This is a genomic window from Cyanobium sp. Lug-B (assembly GCF_024345635.1).
GTDB lineage: Bacteria > Cyanobacteriota > Cyanobacteriia > PCC-6307 > Cyanobiaceae > Cyanobium > Cyanobium minutissimum.
Genome location: NZ_JAGQBM010000062.1, coordinates 1 through 18,276 on the forward strand (window position 1 = coordinate 1; position 18,276 = coordinate 18,276).

Below are 18,276 nucleotides of genomic sequence, written 5' to 3' on the forward strand. Positions count from 1 at the left end.
GACGGGCCCCGCACCGTGGCCCTGCAGCCCCTGGCCACGCTGGTGGCCGCCGGCAGGCGGCTGCGGCTGTCCCTGGCGGCGGCGGCCTGGCCCCAGATCGCCGTCAACCCCGGCGACGGCAGCCTGCCGGCGGGTGGGAGCGGCAGCGGGCATCGGGTGATCAGCCTGACGCTGGAGCTGGCGGGCGCCCACCTGAGCCTGGAGCCCCTGATTCGGGCAAACTGAGCCGATCCGACGTCCGCCGCCCATGCCGCGCCCCCAACCGCGCCGAGCCCTGATCGGCCTGCTGCTGCTGCTGGGCAGCCAGGCCCTGCTGGCACCGCGTGGGGCCTGGGCCCAGGCCACCCCGGCGCCGGCCGCCAGCGGCCAACCCAGTGCCGCCCTCAGCGAAGCCCAGGCCCGGGCGGCGGCCGAGCGGATCCTGACCACGATCCGCAACGGGGACGCCCAGGCCCGCTTCAACCAGTTCTCCCCGGCCCTGCAGAGCGTCAGCAGCCCCAGCATGGTGGCCGCCACCATGAAGACCCAGCCGAAGCTGCTGCGCTGGGCCATCCGCAGCATCCAGCCCGGCTTCGACTCGAGCACGGTGGAGGCCACCCTGTTCACCAGCGCCGGCGAACGCGACCTGCTGATGGTGATCGACGACCAGGGCCGGATCGATGGCTATCACTTCAACGTCACCGACCAGCCGGCCGAGAAGGTGGTGCGGGACTTCATCACCGCCCTTGCCAGCGGCCACTTCATCTCCGCCAGCAGCTTCCTGTCGCCGCTGATGCAGGAGCAGATCCCCCAGGGTCAGCTGCAGCAGAAATGGCTCAACCTGCAGCGCATCACCGGCAACTTCGTCCGGGTGAAACGCATCAACCGGGCCGAGAGTACGCCGGAGATGCGTCTGGTGATCGTCAACACCGAATTCAACCGCCTCACCGACAACCTCTTCGTCACCCTGGATTCGGACAACCGGATCATCGGCGTGGATTTCCCCACCGATCCGGCCCCTCCCTCCCCGCCACGCTGAGTCGGCCCTCCCACCGACGTAAGCTCCCGGCGCATGCACGCCCCCTCTTCCATGGCCCTGCCCAGCCTCGAATGGATGGTTGAGGATGCCCGCCGGCTGGCGGAATGCCGCCATGACCATCCCTTCTCCGTGCTTGGGCCCCAGCCCCTCGAGGATGGCGGCTGGGCGGTGCGGGTCTGGATGCCGGACGCCTCCACGGTGGATCTGCTTCAGGGCAGCGAGCGGCTGGCCATGGCCAACCCGCACCACCCCTGGATCTTCGAGGCCCGCGTCGACGCCGACCCCGGCTGCGGCTACCGCGTCCATGTGAGCCGCGGCGGCATCGAGCACGAGCAGCACGACCCCTGGGCGTTCCGCCACGAGTGGATGGGGGAACTGGACCGCCACCTGTTCGCCGAAGGGAATCACCACCACATCTGGCGGCGCATGGGGGCCCACGTCATCGAGCGCGACGGCGTCGCCGGGGTGCAGTTCTGCCTGTGGGCCCCCAATGCCCGCAGCGTCGCCCTGCTGGGTGATTTCAACGGCTGGGACGGCCGCCATCACCCCATGCAGCAGCGTCTCGGGGGGATCTGGGAACTGTTCATCCCCGGCCTGGGCGCCGGCCAGATCTACAAGTACGAAGTGCGGGCCCAGAACGGCCACTGCTATCAGAAGGCCGACCCCTACGGCTTCCGCCACGAGATCCGGCCCAACACCGGTTCGGTGGTGGCCGAACTGGGCCGCTACCCGTGGAACGACAGCGCCTGGATCGAGGAGCGGGACGGCCGCGATCCCCTGCCCCAGCCGATCGCGGTGTATGAGATGCACCTGGGCAGCTGGATGCATGCCGCCGCCGACCAGCCCTTCATCGAAGCCGACGGCCGCCCCCGTCCCCCGGTGCCCGCCGCCGATCTGAAGCCCGGCGCCCGGCTGATGACCTACCCGGAACTGGCCGACAAGGTCATTCCCTACGTCAAGGCCCGCGGCTTCACCCACATCGAGCTGATGCCGGTCTCCGAGCATCCCTTCGACGGCTCCTGGGGGTACCAGGTCACGGGCTGGTACGCCCCCACCAGCCGCTTCGGCAGCCCGGACGAGTTCCGGGCCTTCGTCGACCGCTGCCACGCCGAAGGCATCGGCGTGATCCTCGACTGGGTGCCCGGCCACTTCCCCAAGGACGGCCACGGCCTGGCCTTCTTCGATGGCGCCCACCTCTACGAGCACGCCGATCCCCGCATCGGTGAGCACAAGGAGTGGGGCACGCTGATCTTCAACTACAGCCGCAACGAGGTGCGCAACTTCCTCGTCGCCAACCTCATCTACTGGTTCGAGGAGTTCCACATCGACGGTATCCGCGTCGATGCCGTCGCCTCGATGCTCTACCGCGACTACCTGCGTCCGGATGGGGAATGGCTGCCCAACGAGCACGGCGGGCGGGAGAACCTGGAGGCGGTGCGCTTCCTGCAGCAGGCCAACCACGTGCTGTTCCAGCACTTCCCAGGCGCCCTCTCGATCGCCGAGGAATCCACCACCTGGCCGATGGTGACCCAGCCCACCGACATGGGCGGCCTGGGGTTCAACCTCAAGTGGAACATGGGCTGGATGCACGACATGCTCGATTACTTCGAGCTGGATCCCTGGTTCCGCCAGTTCCACCAGAACCATGTCACCTTCTCGATCTGGTACGCCTTCACCGAGAACTTCATGCTGGCCCTCAGCCACGATGAGGTGGTGCACGGCAAGAGCAACCTGCTCCACAAGATGCCGGGCGACGACTGGCAGAAGTTCGCCAATGTGCGCGCCCTGCTGGCCTACATGTGGACCCACCCGGGCAAGAAGACGATCTTCATGGGGATGGAGTTCGGCCAGCGGGCCGAATGGAACGTCTGGGGCGATCTGCAGTGGGAACTGCTCCAGTACGAGGCCCACAAGGGCCTGCTCAACCTGGTGGACGACCTCAACGTCTTCTACAGGTCGGAGCCGGCCCTCTGGGGCGACGACTTCGATCAGTACGGCTTCCAGTGGATCGACTGCAACGACAACCGCCATTCGGTGATCAGCTTCATGCGCCGCGACAGCGGCAGCGGCCGCTGGGTGGTGGTGGTGGCCAACTTCACCCCCCAGAGCCACTCCCACTACCGGGTGGGCGTCCCCCTGGAAGGCTTCTACGCCGAGGTCTTCAACACCGACAGCAGCCGCTACGGCGGCAGCAACCTCGGCAACCTGGGCGGCCGCTTCACCGATGCCTGGGCCATCCACGACTACGAGAACTCCCTGGAGCTCTGCCTGCCGCCCCTGAGCGTGGTGGTGTTCCGGCTGGACGAGTCCCGCAGCCTGCAGCGGCCGGCCATCGGCGAGGGCTGACCGCCCCTCGGGGCCGCCCATGCCACGACTGGTGACAGGAGCGGCCGGAGGCCGGGGGTGCTCGGTTAGGTTTCGCCGTTGACCTTCCGACAGGCCCCATGAGCGAATCCGCCCCCCTGCTGCTGCGCGCCGCCCGAGGTGAGCAGGTGGAGCGGCCTCCGGTCTGGATGATGCGCCAGGCGGGCCGCTACATGAAGGTGTACCGCGACCTGCGTGACCGCCATCCCGGTTTCCGCGAGCGCTCCGAGAACCCCGATCTCTCCTACGAGATCTCGATGCAGCCCTTCCACGCCTTCCGTCCCGACGGCGTGATCCTCTTCTCCGACATCCTCACGCCCCTGCCGGGCATGGGGATCGACTTCGACATCATCGAGAGCCGGGGGCCGATCATCGAGCCCGCCATCCGCAGCCAGGCCCAGGTGGATGCCCTGCGGCCCCTGGATCCGGCCGAAGCCCTGCCCTTCGTGGGCGAGGTGCTGGGGCGGCTGCGGGCCGACGTGGGCAACGCGGCGGCGGTGCTCGGCTTCGTCGGCGCCCCCTGGACCCTCGCCGCCTATGCGGTGGAGGGCAAGAGCTCCAAGACCTATTCGGTGATCAAGGCGATGGCCTTCCAGGAGCCCGCCCTGCTGCACCGGCTGCTGGGGCACCTGGCCGATTCGATCGCCACCTATGTGCGCTACCAGATCGACAGCGGTGCCCAGATGGTGCAGCTGTTCGACTCCTGGGCGGGCCAGCTGAGCCCGATCGACTACGACGTGTTTGCGGCCCCCTACCAGAAGCGGGTCATCGACCAGGTGAAGGCCACCCACCCCGACACCCCCCTGATCCTCTACATCTCCGGCAGCGCCGGCGTGCTGGAGCGCATGGCCTCCACCGGGGTGGACTTCATCTCCCTCGACTGGACCGTGGACATGGCCGATGGCTGCGCCCGCCTGCCCCAGCACCTGGGCGTGCAGGGCAACGTGGATCCCGGCCTGCTGTTCGGCACCCCCGAGGCGATCCGTGAGCGGATCCTCGACACGGTGCGCAAGGCCCGCGGCCGCCGCCACATCCTCAACCTGGGCCACGGCATCCTGCCCGGCACCCCGGAGGACAACGCCCGCGTCTTCTTCGAGACCGGCAAGGCCGTCAACGAGCTGCTGGGGGCCGCTGTTTGAGCGCCCCCACCTCCGGGCCCCAGCGGATCCTGATCACCGGCGCCAGCGGCTGCGTCGGCCAGTACATCGCTGAAAACCTGCTGGCCAACAGCGACGCCCACCTGCTGCTGCTGCTGCGGGATCCCTCCAAGCTGAGCGCCGTCCCCGCCGACCACCCGCGCATCACCCTGCTGGTGGGCGATCTGCGCGAGCTGGGCCCCCATGCCGCCGCCATCGCCAGCGCCGACCGGATCATCCACACCGCCACCGCCTGGGGGGATCCCGAGCGGGCCCAGGCGGTGAACGTGGTGGCCGTGAAGGAGCTGCTGCGGCTCACCGACCCGGATCGCCTGCAGCAGGTGATCTACTTCTCCACCGCGAGCATCCTCGACCGCCGGCTGCAGCTGCTCCCGGAAGCGATGGCCTACGGCACCGAGTACATCCAGACCAAGGCCACCTGCCTGCAGGACCTGGAGCGCCATCCCCTGGCCGAACGCATCGTGGCCGTGTTCCCCACCCTGGTGTTCGGTGGCGCGGTGGGCGGCGCCGACCATCACCCCACCAGCTACCTCACCGCCGGGCTGAAGGAGGCCCTGGGCTGGCTGTGGCTGGCCCGCTGGCTGCGCACCGACGCCAGCTTCCACTTCATCCACGCCGCCGACATCGCCACCGTCTGCGCCCACCTGGCCACCACCCCCCACGGCCCCAATCCCGAGCCGGACCAGGGCCCGGTGCGGCGGCTGGTGCTGGGCCAGGCGCCGATCACGATCAACGGTGCCGTGGCCGCCCTGTGCCGCTGGCGGCGGGTGTGGGTGCCGCCGGTGGGGATCGACCTGCGCGGCTGGCTGATCGAGGGGCTGATCAAGCTGCTGCGCATCGAAGTGAACGCCTGGGACCGTTTCTCGATCCGCCAGCGCCACTTCGTGCACCAGCCCGTCAGTCCGCCCGAACGCTTCGGCCTGGTGAGCTTCGCCCCCAGCCTCGACGCGGTGCTGGAGACAGCGGGGGTGCCCCACCGGGGCCGAATCGGGGCAGGCCGCCGCCCCTGAGCCGGCCCTCAGCCGCCCGCCGGCAGGCCGCCATGAATTGTTGCGAATCTGTCGGGACGCCCCACCGGGACACGGCCATTGCCTAATTTATGCCGGTTGCCAGTGCTTTTCGGCACCCCCCTTCGCGCCCTCCCATGCGTCGTCTCCTTTCCCTCTTCGCTCTCTGCCTGGCGCTGGTGCTGGGTGCCACCCCGAGCTTCGCCGCCGATGTGGCCCACGGTGGCCAGATCTTCTCCGCCAACTGCGCCGCCTGCCACATGGGCGGCGGCAACGTGGTGAACGCCGAGCGCACCCTCAAGGCCGATGCCCTGGCCTCCTACCTGGCCAACTACGACGCCGGCCACGAGGCCGCCATCGCCTACCAGGTGACCAACGGCAAGAACGCCATGCCCGCCTTCGGCGGCAAGCTCAGCGACGGCGACATCGCCGACGTGGCCGCCTACGTCGAGGACATGGCCGCCAAGGGCTGGGCCTGATCCAGTCCAGGTCGACCCAACCGGTCAACCGGGTCCAGCCAACCGGCCCAGGCCCCTTCAGTCTTCCTGCGAAGCCCCGGCGATCCCGGGGCTTTTTTCATGGCTCAGTCCAGCGCGCGGCGGGCGGCCAGCACCGCCAGGTAGAGCTCCTCGGGAACATCCCGGATGTCGTACTCGCTCGGCAGCATCCCGTGGACGTGGCGATGCACCACCCGCCAGCAGTCCCGTTCCGGCTCCCCGGCCCCGCCCAGGGTGAGGGAGGCCCTGGCCAGGTCGGCCACCAGGGCCTGGTCGTCGGCGGGAGAGGACATCGGAGACGGAAGGGCTGCAGAGGCGAGAATGGGACGCAGCCGAGCTCCCATCATGGCGATCCCCACCTCTGCCGGGCTGCGGCCGGGCCTGCTGGGGGGCCTGTCTTCGGCAGGGGTGCCCCTGGCCCTGATGACCGCCATCGTGGTGCCCTTCGCCACGCCGGCCCTGGCCCAGGGGCAGACCCCCAACCAGCCCCTCGCCATCGAGGCCAGGCCCGGTCTGTCGCCTCCCCCCTGCCGGCTGGTGGTGCCCAGAAGCGAGGCCGTGCTGCAGCCGTTGCGGATCCATCCGTCCCAGGTGGCCCAGAAGAACGGCATGGGCTGTCTCTCGGCGGCCGACGCGCTCTACGGACCGGACGGCTGCCCTGCCCAGCTGTGTGGCCAGCAGCGCGGCTTCCAGGTGCCCATGCCCGATCTGGGGGGGCCCTGAGCGCCTGAGCCCCCCCCGCGGGACGGTTCGCCCCACCCGGCGGTACGGCCCGCCCACCACCGGGGAGGAGGGCCGAACGCCGCGGTTCGGTCCTCCCACTCGGCCGATCCCGACGGCATTCATACGTTGGCTTCAGTCACCGCCCGCAGGGAGAACGTCATCCATGCATCCCACCGCCGACCTGTTCACCGAGAAGGCCTGGGGCGCCGTCGTGGCCTCCCAGCAGCTGGCCCAGCAGAAGCGCCAGCAGCAGATGGACAGCGAACACCTCTTCGCCGCCCTGCTGGCCCAGCAGGACCTGGCCAGCCGGATCCTGGAGAAGGCCGGCGTGGACCTGGGGGTGCTGAGCCAGAAGCTGGAGGCCTTCATCACCGCCCAGCCCAGCCTGGCCGCCGCCCCTGAGAATGTCTACCTGGGCAAGGGGCTGAACGCCGTCCTCGACCGCGCCGACGCCCTCAGGAAGGAGTTCCAGGACAGCTACATCGCCGTCGAGCACCTGGTGCTGGCCCTGGCCGGCGATGACCGCTGCGGCCGCCAGCTGCTCTCCCAGGCCGGCACCGATGAGCGCCGGCTGCGCGAGGCTGTCATGGCCGTGCGGGGCAGCCGACGCGTGACCGACCAGAACCCGGAGGGCACCTATGAATCCCTTGAGAAGTACGGCCGTGATCTCACCGCCGCCGCCCGGGAGGGCAAGCTCGATCCGGTGATCGGCCGCGACGAGGAGATCCGCCGCACCGTGCAGATCCTCTCGCGCCGCACCAAGAACAACCCGGTGCTGATCGGTGAACCCGGCGTCGGCAAGACCGCCATCGTCGAGGGGCTGGCCCAGAGAATCGTCAACGGCGACGTCCCCACCGCCCTGCAGAACCGCCAGCTGATCGCCCTCGACATGGGCGCCCTGATCGCCGGCGCCAAGTACCGCGGCGAGTTCGAGGAGCGCCTCAAGGCCGTGCTCAAGGAGGTCACCTCCAGCGAAGGCCAGATCGTCCTGTTCATCGACGAGATCCACACCGTGGTGGGGGCCGGCGCCAGCGGCGGGGCCATGGACGCCAGCAACCTGCTCAAACCGATGCTGGCCCGCGGTGAGCTGCGCTGCATCGGCGCCACCACCCTCGATGAGCACCGCCAGCACATCGAGAAGGATCCCGCCCTGGAGCGCCGTTTCCAGCAGGTGTTCGTCGACCAGCCCACCGTGGAGGACACGATCTCGATCCTGCGGGGGCTCAAGGAGCGCTATGAGGTGCACCACGGCGTGCGCATCGCCGACAACGCCCTGGTGGCAGCGGCCGTGCTCAGCAGCCGCTACATCGCCGATCGCTTCTTGCCCGACAAGGCCATCGACCTGATGGATGAATCGGCGGCGCGCCTGAAGATGGAGATCACCTCCAAACCGGAGGAGATCGACGAGCTCGACCGCCGCATCCTGCAGCTGGAAATGGAGAAGCTCTCCCTGGGCCGGGAATCGGATCCCGCCAGCAAGGATCGCCTGGAGCGGCTGGAGAAGGAACTGGCCGACCTGGCGGAGCAGCAGAGCAGCCTCAACGCCCAGTGGCAGAAGGAGAAGGGCTCGATCGACGAACTCTCCGCCATCAAGGAGGAGATCGAGCAGGTGCAGCTGCAGGTGGAGCAGGCCAAGCGGAACTACGACCTCAACAAGGCCGCCGAACTGGAGTACGGCACCCTGGCGGAACTCAACAAGAAGCTGGCCGCCAAGGAGGCCGAGCTGAGCGCCCATGCCGGCCAGAAGAACCTGCTGCGCGAGGAGGTCACCGAGGACGACATCGCCGAGGTGATCGCCAAGTGGACCGGGATTCCGGTCAGCAAGCTGGTGCAGTCGGAGATGGAGAAGCTGCTGCATCTGGAGGACGAGCTGCACACCCGCGTGATCGGCCAGGAGCGGGCCGTGACGGCGGTGGCCGACGCCATCCAGCGCTCCCGGGCCGGGCTCTCCGACCCCAACCGCCCGATCGCCAGCTTCCTGTTCCTCGGCCCCACCGGTGTGGGCAAGACCGAACTCTCCAAGGCCCTGGCGTCCCAGCTGTTCGACAGCGAGGAGGCGCTGGTGCGCATCGACATGAGCGAATACATGGAGAAGCACGCCGTATCCCGCCTGATCGGAGCCCCTCCCGGCTATGTGGGATACGAGGAAGGCGGCCAGCTCACCGAAGCGGTGCGGCGGCGGCCCTACGCCGTGATCCTGTTCGACGAGGTGGAGAAGGCACACCCCGATGTGTTCAACGTGATGCTGCAGATCCTCGATGACGGCCGCGTCACCGATGGCCAGGGCCGCACGGTGGATTTCACCAACACGGTGCTGATCCTCACCAGCAACATCGGCAGCGCCTCGATCCTCGATCTGGCCGGCGATCCGTCCCGCTACGGCGAGATGGAGAAGCGGGTCAACGAGGCCCTGCGGGGCCACTTCCGGCCGGAGTTCCTCAACCGCCTCGACGAATCGATCATCTTCCGGAGCCTGCGGGAGGAGGAGCTTCGCCAGATCGTGGCGCTGCAGGTGCAGCGCCTGGCCCGACGCCTCGAGGAGCGCAAGCTGGCCCTGCATGTCGATGGCGAGGCCCTCGACTGGCTGGCCGCCGTCGGCTACGACCCGGTGTATGGCGCCCGGCCCCTGAAGCGGGCGATCCAGCGGGAACTGGAGACGCCGATCGCCAAGGCGATCCTGGCGGGCACCTTCCCCGCCGGCAGCACCATCGCGGTGGATGTGGAACTGGAGCGGCTGCGCTTCCGCCAGGCCGAGCCGGCCGAGATCCAGCCAGCCGCGCCGGCGATGGTCTGAGGGCTCAGGCTGCCAGGGCTGCCATGAGGGAGGGGTTGGCGTACCAGCTGAAAGTCCCCTCCTTCACTGCCGCGATGCCCAGTTCCGCCCGCAGTTCCTCCAGGTCCTGGCCCATCCGCTCCTCCCAGATCACCGGGAAGAGCGGCTGGGCCTCGACGCCGATGTGCAGACCCTTGCTGATCATGCCGAAGGCGTAGCTGGCGGTGCGGGCCTGCTCCGCCGGCGTCGCCAGTTCATCGATCGGGGTGTCGTTGCGGAACCAGTTGAGCAGCAGGGCCATCAGATCGGTGAAGGCCAGCCCGGGATGGGAGAACTGGGCCACGCTCATGCTGATGACGCCGAGTTCCCCGAAGGTATCGAGACTGAAGCCGCTGACGATGTGATGGATGTCGTGGGTGGCGTAGACCCGGTAGTTGATGTAATCGGCGTCGGTTTCGAGATTGGCGTAGAACTCAGGGGCGGGGAAGAAATTGATGTCGTACCCCATCGTCTCCAGCACCGTGACGTAGGTGTGGCCCAGGGTTCCCTTCGGCAGCGCACGCAGGGCGACCGGGTCGTAGGGGCCGCTGAGCCGCCGCTGCTCGATCAGGGCCCTGGAGCCCGGGTCCCGCTGCAGCAACGCCCGGCACACCTGCATCGGACGGGACTGGCGCAGCCGATGGGAGAGCAGGAAGACGTTGTGGGCCGATGCACCCGCACCGGCGGCCAGATCGGCGAGTTCAAGAAACGCGTGGATGTTCTCTTCGCTGGCGATCCGATCGAGGTAGCGAAATCCCATGGAGGCGGCGGAGGCAGCACCCAGGGACGCTAGACACGCCGCCAGGGCCGGCCCACCCGGCCCGGGTCAGCCCACCAACGCATCGATCCGCTGGGCCAGGGCCACATCCAGATCCGACAGCCCGCCGGTGTCGTGGGTGGTGAGGTTGATCGTCACCCGGTTCCAGACGTTGCACCACTCCGGGTGGTGACCCAGGCATTCGGCCGCCAGGGCCACCCGGGTCATGAAGCCGAAGGCGGCGGAAAAATCGGCGAAGCGCAGCTCTCGGTGCAACTTGCCTTCCCGCAGCGTCCATTGCGGCAGATCACCGGGCAGGGCGGCGATCTGGGCGGGGGTCAGGGGCTGGGCGGCCATGGAGGTGGAGAGCAGAGGATCATTCGCCCACCAGATGCAGGCTGAGGCTGCGGTGGTGGGGTCGGGCGCGGTGCTCCCACAGATACACCGCCTGCCAGGTGCCGAGCAGCAACCGGCCGGACTGAAAGGGCAGCACCAGGCTGGTGCAGGTCAGGGCGGTGCGGATGTGGGCGGGCATGTCATCGGGACCTTCGTCATCGTGCACCCAGGGGCGCCGCTCCCCCTGGCCGCTCAGGGGCCGCACCCCCTCAGGGGGCACCAGGGCCCGCAGAAAGGCGGCCAGATCCACCAGCACCCTGGGGTCCGCGTTCTCATTCACCGTCAGGGAGCAGGACGTGTGCAGGCTGGCGAGGGTGGCGGTACCGAGCACCAGGCCGCTGGCGGCGATCAGGCCGTTGACTGCCACGGTGATGTCCTCGAAGCCCTCCCCCCGGGTGGCGACCTGAAGACGGCTCAGGCTCTGGCGCAGCATGCCTCTCTCCACCCCGATCCGGTTCGTTGGCCCCCCTCCCTAGCCAGGGAACGGGCGGTCAGGCCGCAGCAGGAGCCCCCGGCGCAGTGGCCAGCGCCTCAATGGTGGTCAGACGGCAGGCCTGGGGGTCCCAGAGGATGTAGCTGAAACAGCCGGGGATGTCGGCCAGGGACAGGCGCCGCACGCCCTGCAGCAGGTGGGCGTTGCGCGCCTGGCAGGCCCGCAGCCGGTAGTTGGGGATCTTCGAGGAGAGGTGGTGGATGGCGTGGCAGCCGATGTCGGCGGAGAACCAGTTGAGGAGGGGCGGCAGCTCCAGGTCGCTGGTGCCCTCCAGCACCCCCGTCATCTCGCTCCAGCCGGCAGTGGCATGGGCATAGGAGCCGGGGAAGTTGTGCTGCACGAAGAAAATGCAGATGAAGATCGCCGCCGCACAGGCCATGACCGGGGCATAGAGCGACCAGAAGACTCCGGCGCCGAGCCAGTGGGCCATCAGCCACCAGGAGCCGATCACGGCGATGTTGTTCGCCAGCAGGTGGCGGAATTCCCCCTGGGTGTACCAGTGCCGGGAGCGGTAGCTTGTGAGAATCTGGCCCAGACCCATCCGCTGCGGAGCGCGCAGGCAGGCCGCCAGATGGGGGAAGAATCCCCCCAGCCCCAGCAGTAGAGCCAGGCGGGGCTTGATCACCAGATAGAAGAAACCGCCGGGGAACAGCATCAGCGGGTGGCGCAGCCAGCGGTAGACCCGCTTCTGACCCGGCGGAAGGGCCGCGAAGGCACCGGTGGTGACCAGGGCCGAGGGGCCCTGATACTTCTCCCAGTCACCGTTGTGGCGGTGGTGGTAGGCATGGCCCCGCGACCAGGGGTACTGGGGAATGGCGCTCAGCACACCGAGCAGGAAGCCGAACACCTGGTTGGCCCGCCGGTGGCGAAACAGGGAGTCGTGGCCGCAGTCATGCATCAGGGAGAAGCAGCGGGCCAGCAGCAGCACCATCAGCCCCAGGGTGGGAATCAGCAGCAGGGGCGCGTGCTGACGGCTCCAGTCGGCGACCCACCAGAGGGCGGCATAGGGGAGGACGGTGTTGGCGATCTGCCAGGAAGCCCGAAGATCCGAACTGTCCATGAACGGCTTCAGTTCGAAATCACCCCGCATGGGCTGACGAACCGGTGGCCCCTCAGGTGCGCTCGGGGCTGCGTTCTCCTCCATCCCGGCGCCCGTCGCCGGCGGGGTGGCGTTCGGGACCGCCGGAAAGCTCTCGGGCAGGGTGGAGGTGGAAAAACCCTGCGACAATGCAAAACCTTGGATCTGTCGAAAAATCCTAGTCAGAGATCGGCAGCACCGATTGGCTTCAATCCGAAAGGAATCTGAATAGAATCACATCCACAGCATGGTTGCGGCGCGGCCCCGGGGGCCTTCCAAGGTGGATCTGATCGTTGTGGGCAGCGGTCTGGGCGGCCTCTGCGCCGGGGCCATCGCCGCCCGTCACGGGCTGGAGGTGCTGGTGCTCGAAGCCCACACCACCCCCGGTGGGGCGGCCCACGGGTTCCGGCGCGGTCCCTTTCACTTCGAATCCGGCCCATCGCTCTGGAGCGGCCTGGGCCAGTGGCCCAGCACCAATCCCCTGGCCCAGGTGCTGCGGGCGGTGGGGGAATCCCTGCCCGTGGCCACCTACCGCGACTGGGGGCTGCTGCTGCCCGAGGGGTCCCTGCGGGTGGGGGTGGGCCAGGCCCCCTTTCTGGCCCTGCTGCGGGATCTCCGCGGCCCGGCGGTGGCGGCCGAGTGGGACCGCTTCCTCACGGCCCTGCGGCCCAGCTGCGAGGCGGCCCGCTCCCTGCCGCTGCTGGCCCTGCGGCCCGGGGCGGGTCTGGCCACCACCCTCGGCGGCGGCAACGCCCTGCGCCTGCTGGGCCAGGCCGGCCGGCTGGCGGCCCTGGGCGGCGCCTTCGGGCCGATCGCCCGTCGCCACCTCAGCGATCCGTTCCTGCTGCACTGGGTCGACCTGCTCTGCTTCCTGATCTCCGGGTTGCCCATGGACCAGACCAGCGCCGCCGCCATGGCGACCCTGTTCGGGGAGTGGTTCGAGCCGGAGGCCTGCCTCGACTACCCCATCGGCGGCAGCGCGGCCGTGGCGGCGGCCCTGGTGCGCGGAATGGAGCGCCATGGCGGCCGGCTGCGCACGGGCGCGGCGGTGGAGGAGATCCTGGTGGAGCAGGGCCGGGCGGTGGGCGTCCGCCTCGCCAACGGGGAGCGCCTGGAGGCGGGCCTGGGGGTGATCGCCAACACCAGCCCCTGGGACCTGCTCGCCATGCTGCCCGAGGCAGCGGTGCCGTCCCGCTGGCGGCGTCGCCAGGCGGCCACGCCGGCCTGCGCCGGCTTCCTGCACTGGCACCTGGCCCTGCGGGGGGACGACCTCGACCACCTGCCCATCCACCACGTCTGGGTGGGCGACTGGCAACGGGGCATCGGCGCCGAACGCAACATGGTGGTGCTCTCGATGCCTTCCCTTCTCGACCCGTCCTGCGCGCCGCCGGGCCACCAGGTGCTGCACGGCTACACCCCGGCCAACGAACCCTGGGAGCTGTGGCAGGGGCTGGAGCGGGGCAGCGCCGCCTACGAGGCCCTCAAGCGGGAACGCTGCGCCGTCTTCGGCGAGGCGCTCAAGCGGGTGTTGCCCGACTGGCGGGGGGGGGGGGTGCTGGAACTGCAGGGCACCCCCCTCACCCACCGCCACTACCTGCGCATCCACCAGGGCAGCTACGGCCCGGCCTGGCCCGCCAACGCCGGACCCTTCCCCGGCGGGTCCACCCCGGTCGAAGGGCTGGTGCTCTGCGGGGCGGGCGTGTTCCCTGGCATCGGCGTGCCGCCGGTGGCGGTGAGCGGGGCCATGGCGGCCCACCGCTTCGTCGGGGCGCGCCAGCAGCGCCAACTGCTGGAGGAGATCGGCCTCACCCCCGCCTAGAAGCGCCGCAGGGCCAGGCTGCCCAGCTGCACCTCGCGCAGCAGCAGCACCACCGCCGTCATCAGCGAACCCATCGCCAGCACGAACAGCACGGCGACCAGGGGCGTCACGTCCATGGTGGCCAGGGTGCTGACGAACAGCACCACCACCACGGTGGCCACCAGCAGGAAGCTGGTGGTGGCGCAGGCGAAGGCCCTGGAGGCCATGAACATCCGCCGGCGGTGGAGCATCAGCTCCTCCTGAAGCTCCCGCTCCTGGGCCACCGTGGCGGCTCCGGTCCGCTCCTTGAGCAGCCGGGCCCGATCGACGATGCGGGCCAGCCGGGTGGTGATCACCCCGAGCAGACCGCTGATGCCGGCCAGGAGGAACACCGGCGTGACCGCCAGGCGGATGGTCTCCGGCAACGGCCCGGCCGGATGGGGCGCCACCAGCAGGATGAGGGCCAAGGATCCGGGCATCACACGGTCGAATCTAGGGCGACGGCCCCTGCCAGCCTGGTGGGACGTTCACCGCCCGCCATGACCACGATCACCTGCCGCTACGAGGGAGCCCTGCGCTGCGCGGCGGAACATATCCCGTCGGGGTCGCGGCTGATCACCGATGCCCCCGTGGACAACCAGGGCCAGGGGGAGGCGTTCTCCCCCACCGATCTGGTGGCGACGGCCCTGGCCACCTGCCTGCTCACGGTGATGGGCATCGTGGCCGAACGCCATGGGATTCCCCTTGAGGGCGCCCGCGTGCGCGTGGAGAAGGGCATGAGCAGCAGCGGCGAGCGCCGCATCGCCCTGCTGGAGGCCTGGATCGATCTGCCCGACGGCCTTGGGGCCGACCAGCGCGACCTGCTGATCAGCGCCGGCGAGCGCTGCCCCGTGAAGGTCAGTCTGGAAGGCTGTGTGCCGATGCGTCTCCACTGGACTCCGGTGGCGGCGGACGCAGGGTGACGCCGACCTCCAGCTGCTCGATGGGGGCGGCGGGATCCTCCGGGACCAGGAGCACCATGGTGCTGGCGGAGGGCCGGGTGCCGGGCTGCTCCTGGAGGATGTCCAGGGCCACCATGGTCTTGCGCCACTGAAGGATCTTGCCCTCCAGCAGGGCCACGAAGTCGTCGCAGCTCCAGCGGGCCCCCTCGCCGCGGCAGGGGTAGCGCTCGAGCACGTCGAGGATCTCCATCTCCTGCAGGGGCGGGGTTTCGGTCGGATCCCACACCAGCAGGTCATTGCCGTCGAGGGCATTGGCCTCCAACAGGCTGGCCTCACTGGCCAGCAGACTGTCGAGGGCCATTTCGTCGTCGTCGCGCTCGATGGCGGTGAGCAGGGCCTCCAGCACCAGCTGGGTGTCGTCATCGAGCTGGTCGCAGTGGACCGTCAGCAGGCCCGTCACCGCCAGTTCGATCTCCTCCAGCGGCAGCACCCTGGCCAGGGCGTGCAGGATCGCACTGAGCACATCGCCGGATCCGGTGCCGGCGGGCTGCCCCTCCAGGGCCAGGTCGGGGTCAGCCATGAACCGTTCGATGGCCGCGAGCACCAGGGCCTGCTCCGGGGAGGGGGGATGCATCGATCCGGCGCCGGAAGGGTCGACCTCCACCATGGCGCCGCCGGCGGCCGGCCGGGACAGCCGTGGTGCGATCCGCATCGGGGCCGCGGTGGGGGCAGCATGGCGGCACCGGCTCCACCGATCCCATGTCTGCAGCGGCTCCGGCCCTCGACCAGCTCCAGCGGCACCTGCACACGACCCGCCTGCTGGGCTCGATCAGCAGCACCCTTTACTACGACCAGAACACGGTGATGCCCGCCGCCGGGGCCCCGTGGCGCGGCGAGCAGCTGGCCCTGCTGGCCGCCCAGCTGCACGAGCGCCAGAGCAGTGACGCCTACGCCGATCTGGTGGCCGCCGCCGAAGCCGAGCTCGATGGCACCGCCCCGCCCCAGCGGCGCCGCAACCTGCAGCTGCTGCGGCTGGAGCTGAACCGGCAGCGCTGCCTCGATCCAGCCCTGGTCACCGCCCTGGCCCGGGCCCAGTCCCACGGCAACGCCGTCTGGCAGGAGGCGAGGGCGGCCAACGCCTTCACCAGCTTCGCCCCGGCGCTGCGGGAGCTGATCCGGCTGCGCCGCGAGCAGGCCGGCCAGCTGGCGGACGCCGAACCCGTGGCCCGCAGCCCCTGGGAGATCCTGGCCCAGCCGTTCGAACCCGACATCAGCAAGGCCCGGCTGACGGAGCTGTTCGCCCCCCTGGCGGCGGAACTGCCCGGGCTGCTGGAGTCGGTGGCGGCCGCGCCCGCCACGGCCCCGGCGGAGCCCCATGCGGTGCCGGAGCCCCTGCAGGAGCAGCTGTGCAGTGAACTGCTGGACAGCTGGGGCTACGACGCGGCCCGCTGTCAGCGGTCCCGATCCGCCCACCCCTTCTCCTGCACGGTGGGGCCCCAGGACTTCCGCATCACGACCCGGGTGGTGGAGGGCCAACCCTTCTCGGCCTTCCTGGCCACCGCCCATGAATGGGGCCACTCTCTCTACGAGCAGGGCCTGCCCCGCGGCGACGACCACTACTTCCCCTGGCCCCTGGGGGAGGCCACCTCGATGGGGGTGCACGAATCCCAGTCCCTGTTCTGGGAATGCCGGGTGGCCCGCAGCCGGGCCTTCGCCGAGCGCTGGCATCCCCGCTTCCAGCGGGGCCTGGGGTCCGACCCGTGGGGCGGCGCCTTCGGTTTCTGGCGGGCCCTCAATCCCCTGCGGCCGGGCCTGATCCGGGTGGAGGCTGATGAGTTGAGTTACAGCCTCCACATCGTCATGCGCTTTGAGCTGGAGCTGGCCCTGCTGGAGCAGGGGATGCCGGTGGAGGAGCTTCCCGACGCCTGGAACCGGCGCATCAAGGAGCTGCTGGGGCTGCAGCCGGCCACGGACGCCGAGGGCTGCCTCCAGGACATCCACTGGGCGGAGGGGCTGTTCGGCTACTTCCCCTCCTACGCCCTCGGCCACCTGATCAGCGCCCAGATCTCGGAGGCCCTGGAAAGGGAGATCGGCTCCATCGAGACGCTGATCGGTGCGGGGGAGACGGCCGCCCTGCAGGGCTGGCTCGCCAGCCACATCTGGCCCCATGGTCGCTCGCTGAACGCCGAGGAACTGGTCGAGCGGGTCACGGGCCGGGCCCTGGGCGCCCGGCCCTTCCTCTCCTACCTGCGCGCCAAGGTCGGCCAGCTGACCGGGGCGGGCTGAGCAGGGCGGGCTGAGCGGGGCAAGGTGACCGGGGCGGTCAGGCCAGGCCTTCCGGGGCCCGATGCCTAAGATGCCGCCGCAGAAAAGCACCCACCATGGCGAACATCGACCACGCCCCCAGCCGCACCATGCTGAACCTGCTGCATGTGCTGCCGGCCTTCGCCGATGAGGCCGAGCTGCGGCTCAACGCCATCGTGGAGCTCAACTCGAACACGATCAACAAGTACGAGCTGATCACCGAAACCGGCCACCTGAAGCTGGATCGGGTGGGCTATTCCTCCCTCGCCTACCCGTTCGCCTACGGCTGCATTCCCCGCACCTGGGACGAGGACGGCGATCCCCTCGACATCGAGATCGTCGGCGTCACCGAGCCCCTGGTGCCCGGCAGCCTGGTGGAGGCGCGCATCATCGGCATCATGTGCTTCGACGATGGCGGCGAGGTGGACGACAAGGTGATCGCCGTCCTGGCCGACGACAAGCGCATGGACCACATCACCAGCTATACCCAGCTCGGAGAGCACTGGCTCAAGGAAACCCAGTACTACTGGGAGCACTACAAGGATCTGAAAAAGCCCGGCACCTGCAAGGTGAACGGATTCCGTGACAGCGGCGAGGCGGTTCGCATCATCAAGGAATGCGAAGATCGCTATCTTTCCGTCGTCGATCCTCGCCTGGTCGACTGACCTCCACCGGCACCGCCCCGCCGCGGTCCCTCCGATCCCGTTCCACCCATGTCGCGCTCCCTGGTCCTGTCCCTGCTCCTGATGGCCGGCTGGGGGGCCGCCACGGTGACGGCCACAGGAGCCGCCGAAGTACCGGTGCCAGCGCCGGCGCCTGCGACCACGGGCGTTCCCAGCGGCACGGCGCCGACCGGGCCCGCCAGCGTGACGGTCCCGGCGACCCCTGCTGCGGTCGCCCCCGCCGTGGCGGCCCCCGCCGCGACAGCTCC

19 protein-coding genes and 1 pseudogene are annotated in these 18,276 nt (G+C 69.6%); 13 read left to right on the forward strand and 7 right to left on the reverse strand.

Annotated features, from left to right (window positions below; translation table 11 throughout):
- From KBY81_RS13415 to KBY81_RS13440, 6 genes are all read left to right on the forward strand, one after another.
- Nucleotides 1-225: CocE/NonD family hydrolase C-terminal non-catalytic domain-containing protein (locus KBY81_RS13415; protein WP_315858528.1), on the forward strand; the 225-nt coding region annotated here is incomplete at its 5' end.
- A gap of 22 nt (nt 226-247) precedes the next feature.
- Nucleotides 248-1,018: a DUF3887 domain-containing protein gene (locus KBY81_RS13420; RefSeq protein ID WP_254976748.1), complete on the forward strand. Its 771-nt coding sequence runs from the start codon at nt 248-250 to the stop codon at nt 1,016-1,018.
- A gap of 51 nt (nt 1,019-1,069) precedes the next feature.
- On the forward strand, nt 1,070-3,364 hold the full coding sequence (glgB, locus tag KBY81_RS13425; RefSeq protein ID WP_254976749.1) for a 1,4-alpha-glucan branching protein GlgB: 2,295 nt from the start codon (nt 1,070-1,072) through the stop codon (nt 3,362-3,364).
- A gap of 98 nt (nt 3,365-3,462) precedes the next feature.
- A complete protein-coding gene (gene hemE, locus KBY81_RS13430) occupies nt 3,463-4,521 on the forward strand; it encodes a uroporphyrinogen decarboxylase (protein ID WP_254976750.1) in 1,059 nt (352 codons plus the stop codon).
- Nucleotides 4,518-5,549 (forward strand): NAD(P)-dependent oxidoreductase, encoded by a 1,032-nt coding sequence (locus KBY81_RS13435; RefSeq protein ID WP_106221259.1) that lies wholly within the window; start codon nt 4,518-4,520, stop codon nt 5,547-5,549. The genes hemE and KBY81_RS13435 overlap by 4 nt, the downstream gene beginning before the upstream one ends.
- A 134-nt stretch (nt 5,550-5,683) precedes the next feature.
- Entirely contained in the window at nt 5,684-6,025 is a 342-nt protein-coding gene (locus tag KBY81_RS13440) for a c-type cytochrome (RefSeq protein WP_106221261.1), read from the forward strand.
- 104 nt (nt 6,026-6,129) lie between these two features.
- On the opposite strand, the gene KBY81_RS13445 is transcribed toward KBY81_RS13440, so the two are convergent.
- Nucleotides 6,130-6,336, reverse strand: a complete 207-nt coding sequence (locus KBY81_RS13445) for a hypothetical protein (RefSeq protein ID WP_106221263.1) — start codon at nt 6,334-6,336, stop codon at nt 6,130-6,132.
- A 52-nt stretch (nt 6,337-6,388) separates the two neighbouring features.
- Here KBY81_RS13445 and KBY81_RS13450 point away from each other — a divergent pair, with 52 nt between their 5' ends.
- Complete coding sequence (locus tag KBY81_RS13450) at nt 6,389-6,766, forward strand: hypothetical protein (RefSeq protein WP_254976751.1); 378 nt, start codon at nt 6,389-6,391, stop codon at nt 6,764-6,766.
- Between the two features lie 163 nt (nt 6,767-6,929).
- Complete coding sequence (clpB, locus tag KBY81_RS13455) at nt 6,930-9,560, forward strand: ATP-dependent chaperone ClpB (protein ID WP_254976752.1); 2,631 nt, start codon at nt 6,930-6,932, stop codon at nt 9,558-9,560.
- Nucleotides 9,561-9,564: 4 nt separating this feature from the next.
- Here the strand turns inward: clpB and KBY81_RS13460 are convergent, their stop codons facing one another.
- From KBY81_RS13460 to KBY81_RS13475, 4 genes are all read right to left on the reverse strand, one after another.
- Nucleotides 9,565-10,338: a Coq4 family protein gene (locus KBY81_RS13460; RefSeq protein WP_254976753.1), complete on the reverse strand. Its 774-nt coding sequence runs from the start codon at nt 10,336-10,338 to the stop codon at nt 9,565-9,567.
- Nucleotides 10,339-10,404: 66 nt separating this feature from the next.
- Nucleotides 10,405-10,692: a 4a-hydroxytetrahydrobiopterin dehydratase gene (locus KBY81_RS13465; protein ID WP_254970831.1), complete on the reverse strand. Its 288-nt coding sequence runs from the start codon at nt 10,690-10,692 to the stop codon at nt 10,405-10,407.
- Nucleotides 10,693-10,711: 19 nt separating this feature from the next.
- Nucleotides 10,712-11,164 carry a secondary thiamine-phosphate synthase enzyme YjbQ gene (locus KBY81_RS13470; protein WP_254976754.1) on the reverse strand — a complete coding sequence of 151 codons (453 nt, stop codon included), beginning with the start codon at nt 11,162-11,164 and terminating at the stop codon, nt 10,712-10,714.
- 58 nt (nt 11,165-11,222) lie between these two features.
- Nucleotides 11,223-12,284 (reverse strand): fatty acid desaturase, encoded by a 1,062-nt coding sequence (locus KBY81_RS13475; RefSeq protein ID WP_254976755.1) that lies wholly within the window; start codon nt 12,282-12,284, stop codon nt 11,223-11,225.
- A gap of 265 nt (nt 12,285-12,549) precedes the next feature.
- Between KBY81_RS13475 and KBY81_RS13480 the strand changes: the two genes are divergently transcribed.
- Nucleotides 12,550-14,121, forward strand: coding sequence for an NAD(P)/FAD-dependent oxidoreductase (locus tag KBY81_RS13480; protein WP_254976756.1), 1,572 nt, complete (start codon nt 12,550-12,552; stop codon nt 14,119-14,121).
- Here the strand turns inward: KBY81_RS13480 and KBY81_RS13485 are convergent.
- Nucleotides 14,118-14,567 (reverse strand): DUF2721 domain-containing protein, encoded by a 450-nt coding sequence (locus KBY81_RS13485; RefSeq protein WP_219904226.1) that lies wholly within the window; start codon nt 14,565-14,567, stop codon nt 14,118-14,120. The genes KBY81_RS13480 and KBY81_RS13485 overlap by 4 nt on opposite strands.
- A gap of 72 nt (nt 14,568-14,639) precedes the next feature.
- On the opposite strand from KBY81_RS13485, the gene KBY81_RS13490 reads away from it, so the two are divergent.
- The gene (locus tag KBY81_RS13490; RefSeq protein ID WP_254976757.1) at nt 14,640-15,062 is read left to right on the forward strand and encodes an OsmC family protein; all 423 of its coding nucleotides are present in this window, start codon (nt 14,640-14,642) and stop codon (nt 15,060-15,062) included.
- Here the strand turns inward: KBY81_RS13490 and KBY81_RS13495 are convergent.
- The gene (locus KBY81_RS13495) at nt 14,998-15,753 is read right to left on the reverse strand and encodes a hypothetical protein (protein WP_106221281.1); all 756 of its coding nucleotides are present in this window, start codon (nt 15,751-15,753) and stop codon (nt 14,998-15,000) included. The two genes, KBY81_RS13490 and KBY81_RS13495, sit on opposite strands and share 65 nt — an antisense overlap.
- A gap of 47 nt (nt 15,754-15,800) precedes the next feature.
- On the opposite strand from KBY81_RS13495, the gene KBY81_RS13500 reads away from it, so the two are divergent.
- The 3 genes and pseudogenes from KBY81_RS13500 to KBY81_RS13510 form a co-directional block, all read left to right on the forward strand.
- A complete protein-coding gene (locus KBY81_RS13500; RefSeq protein ID WP_254976758.1) occupies nt 15,801-17,327 on the forward strand; it encodes a carboxypeptidase M32 in 1,527 nt (508 codons plus the stop codon).
- A 95-nt stretch (nt 17,328-17,422) separates the two neighbouring features.
- The gene (locus KBY81_RS13505) at nt 17,423-18,010 is read left to right on the forward strand and encodes an inorganic diphosphatase (protein WP_159819443.1); all 588 of its coding nucleotides are present in this window, start codon (nt 17,423-17,425) and stop codon (nt 18,008-18,010) included.
- A gap of 48 nt (nt 18,011-18,058) precedes the next feature.
- Nucleotides 18,059-18,276, forward strand: a pseudogene (locus KBY81_RS13510) (hypothetical protein); the annotation flags it as partial.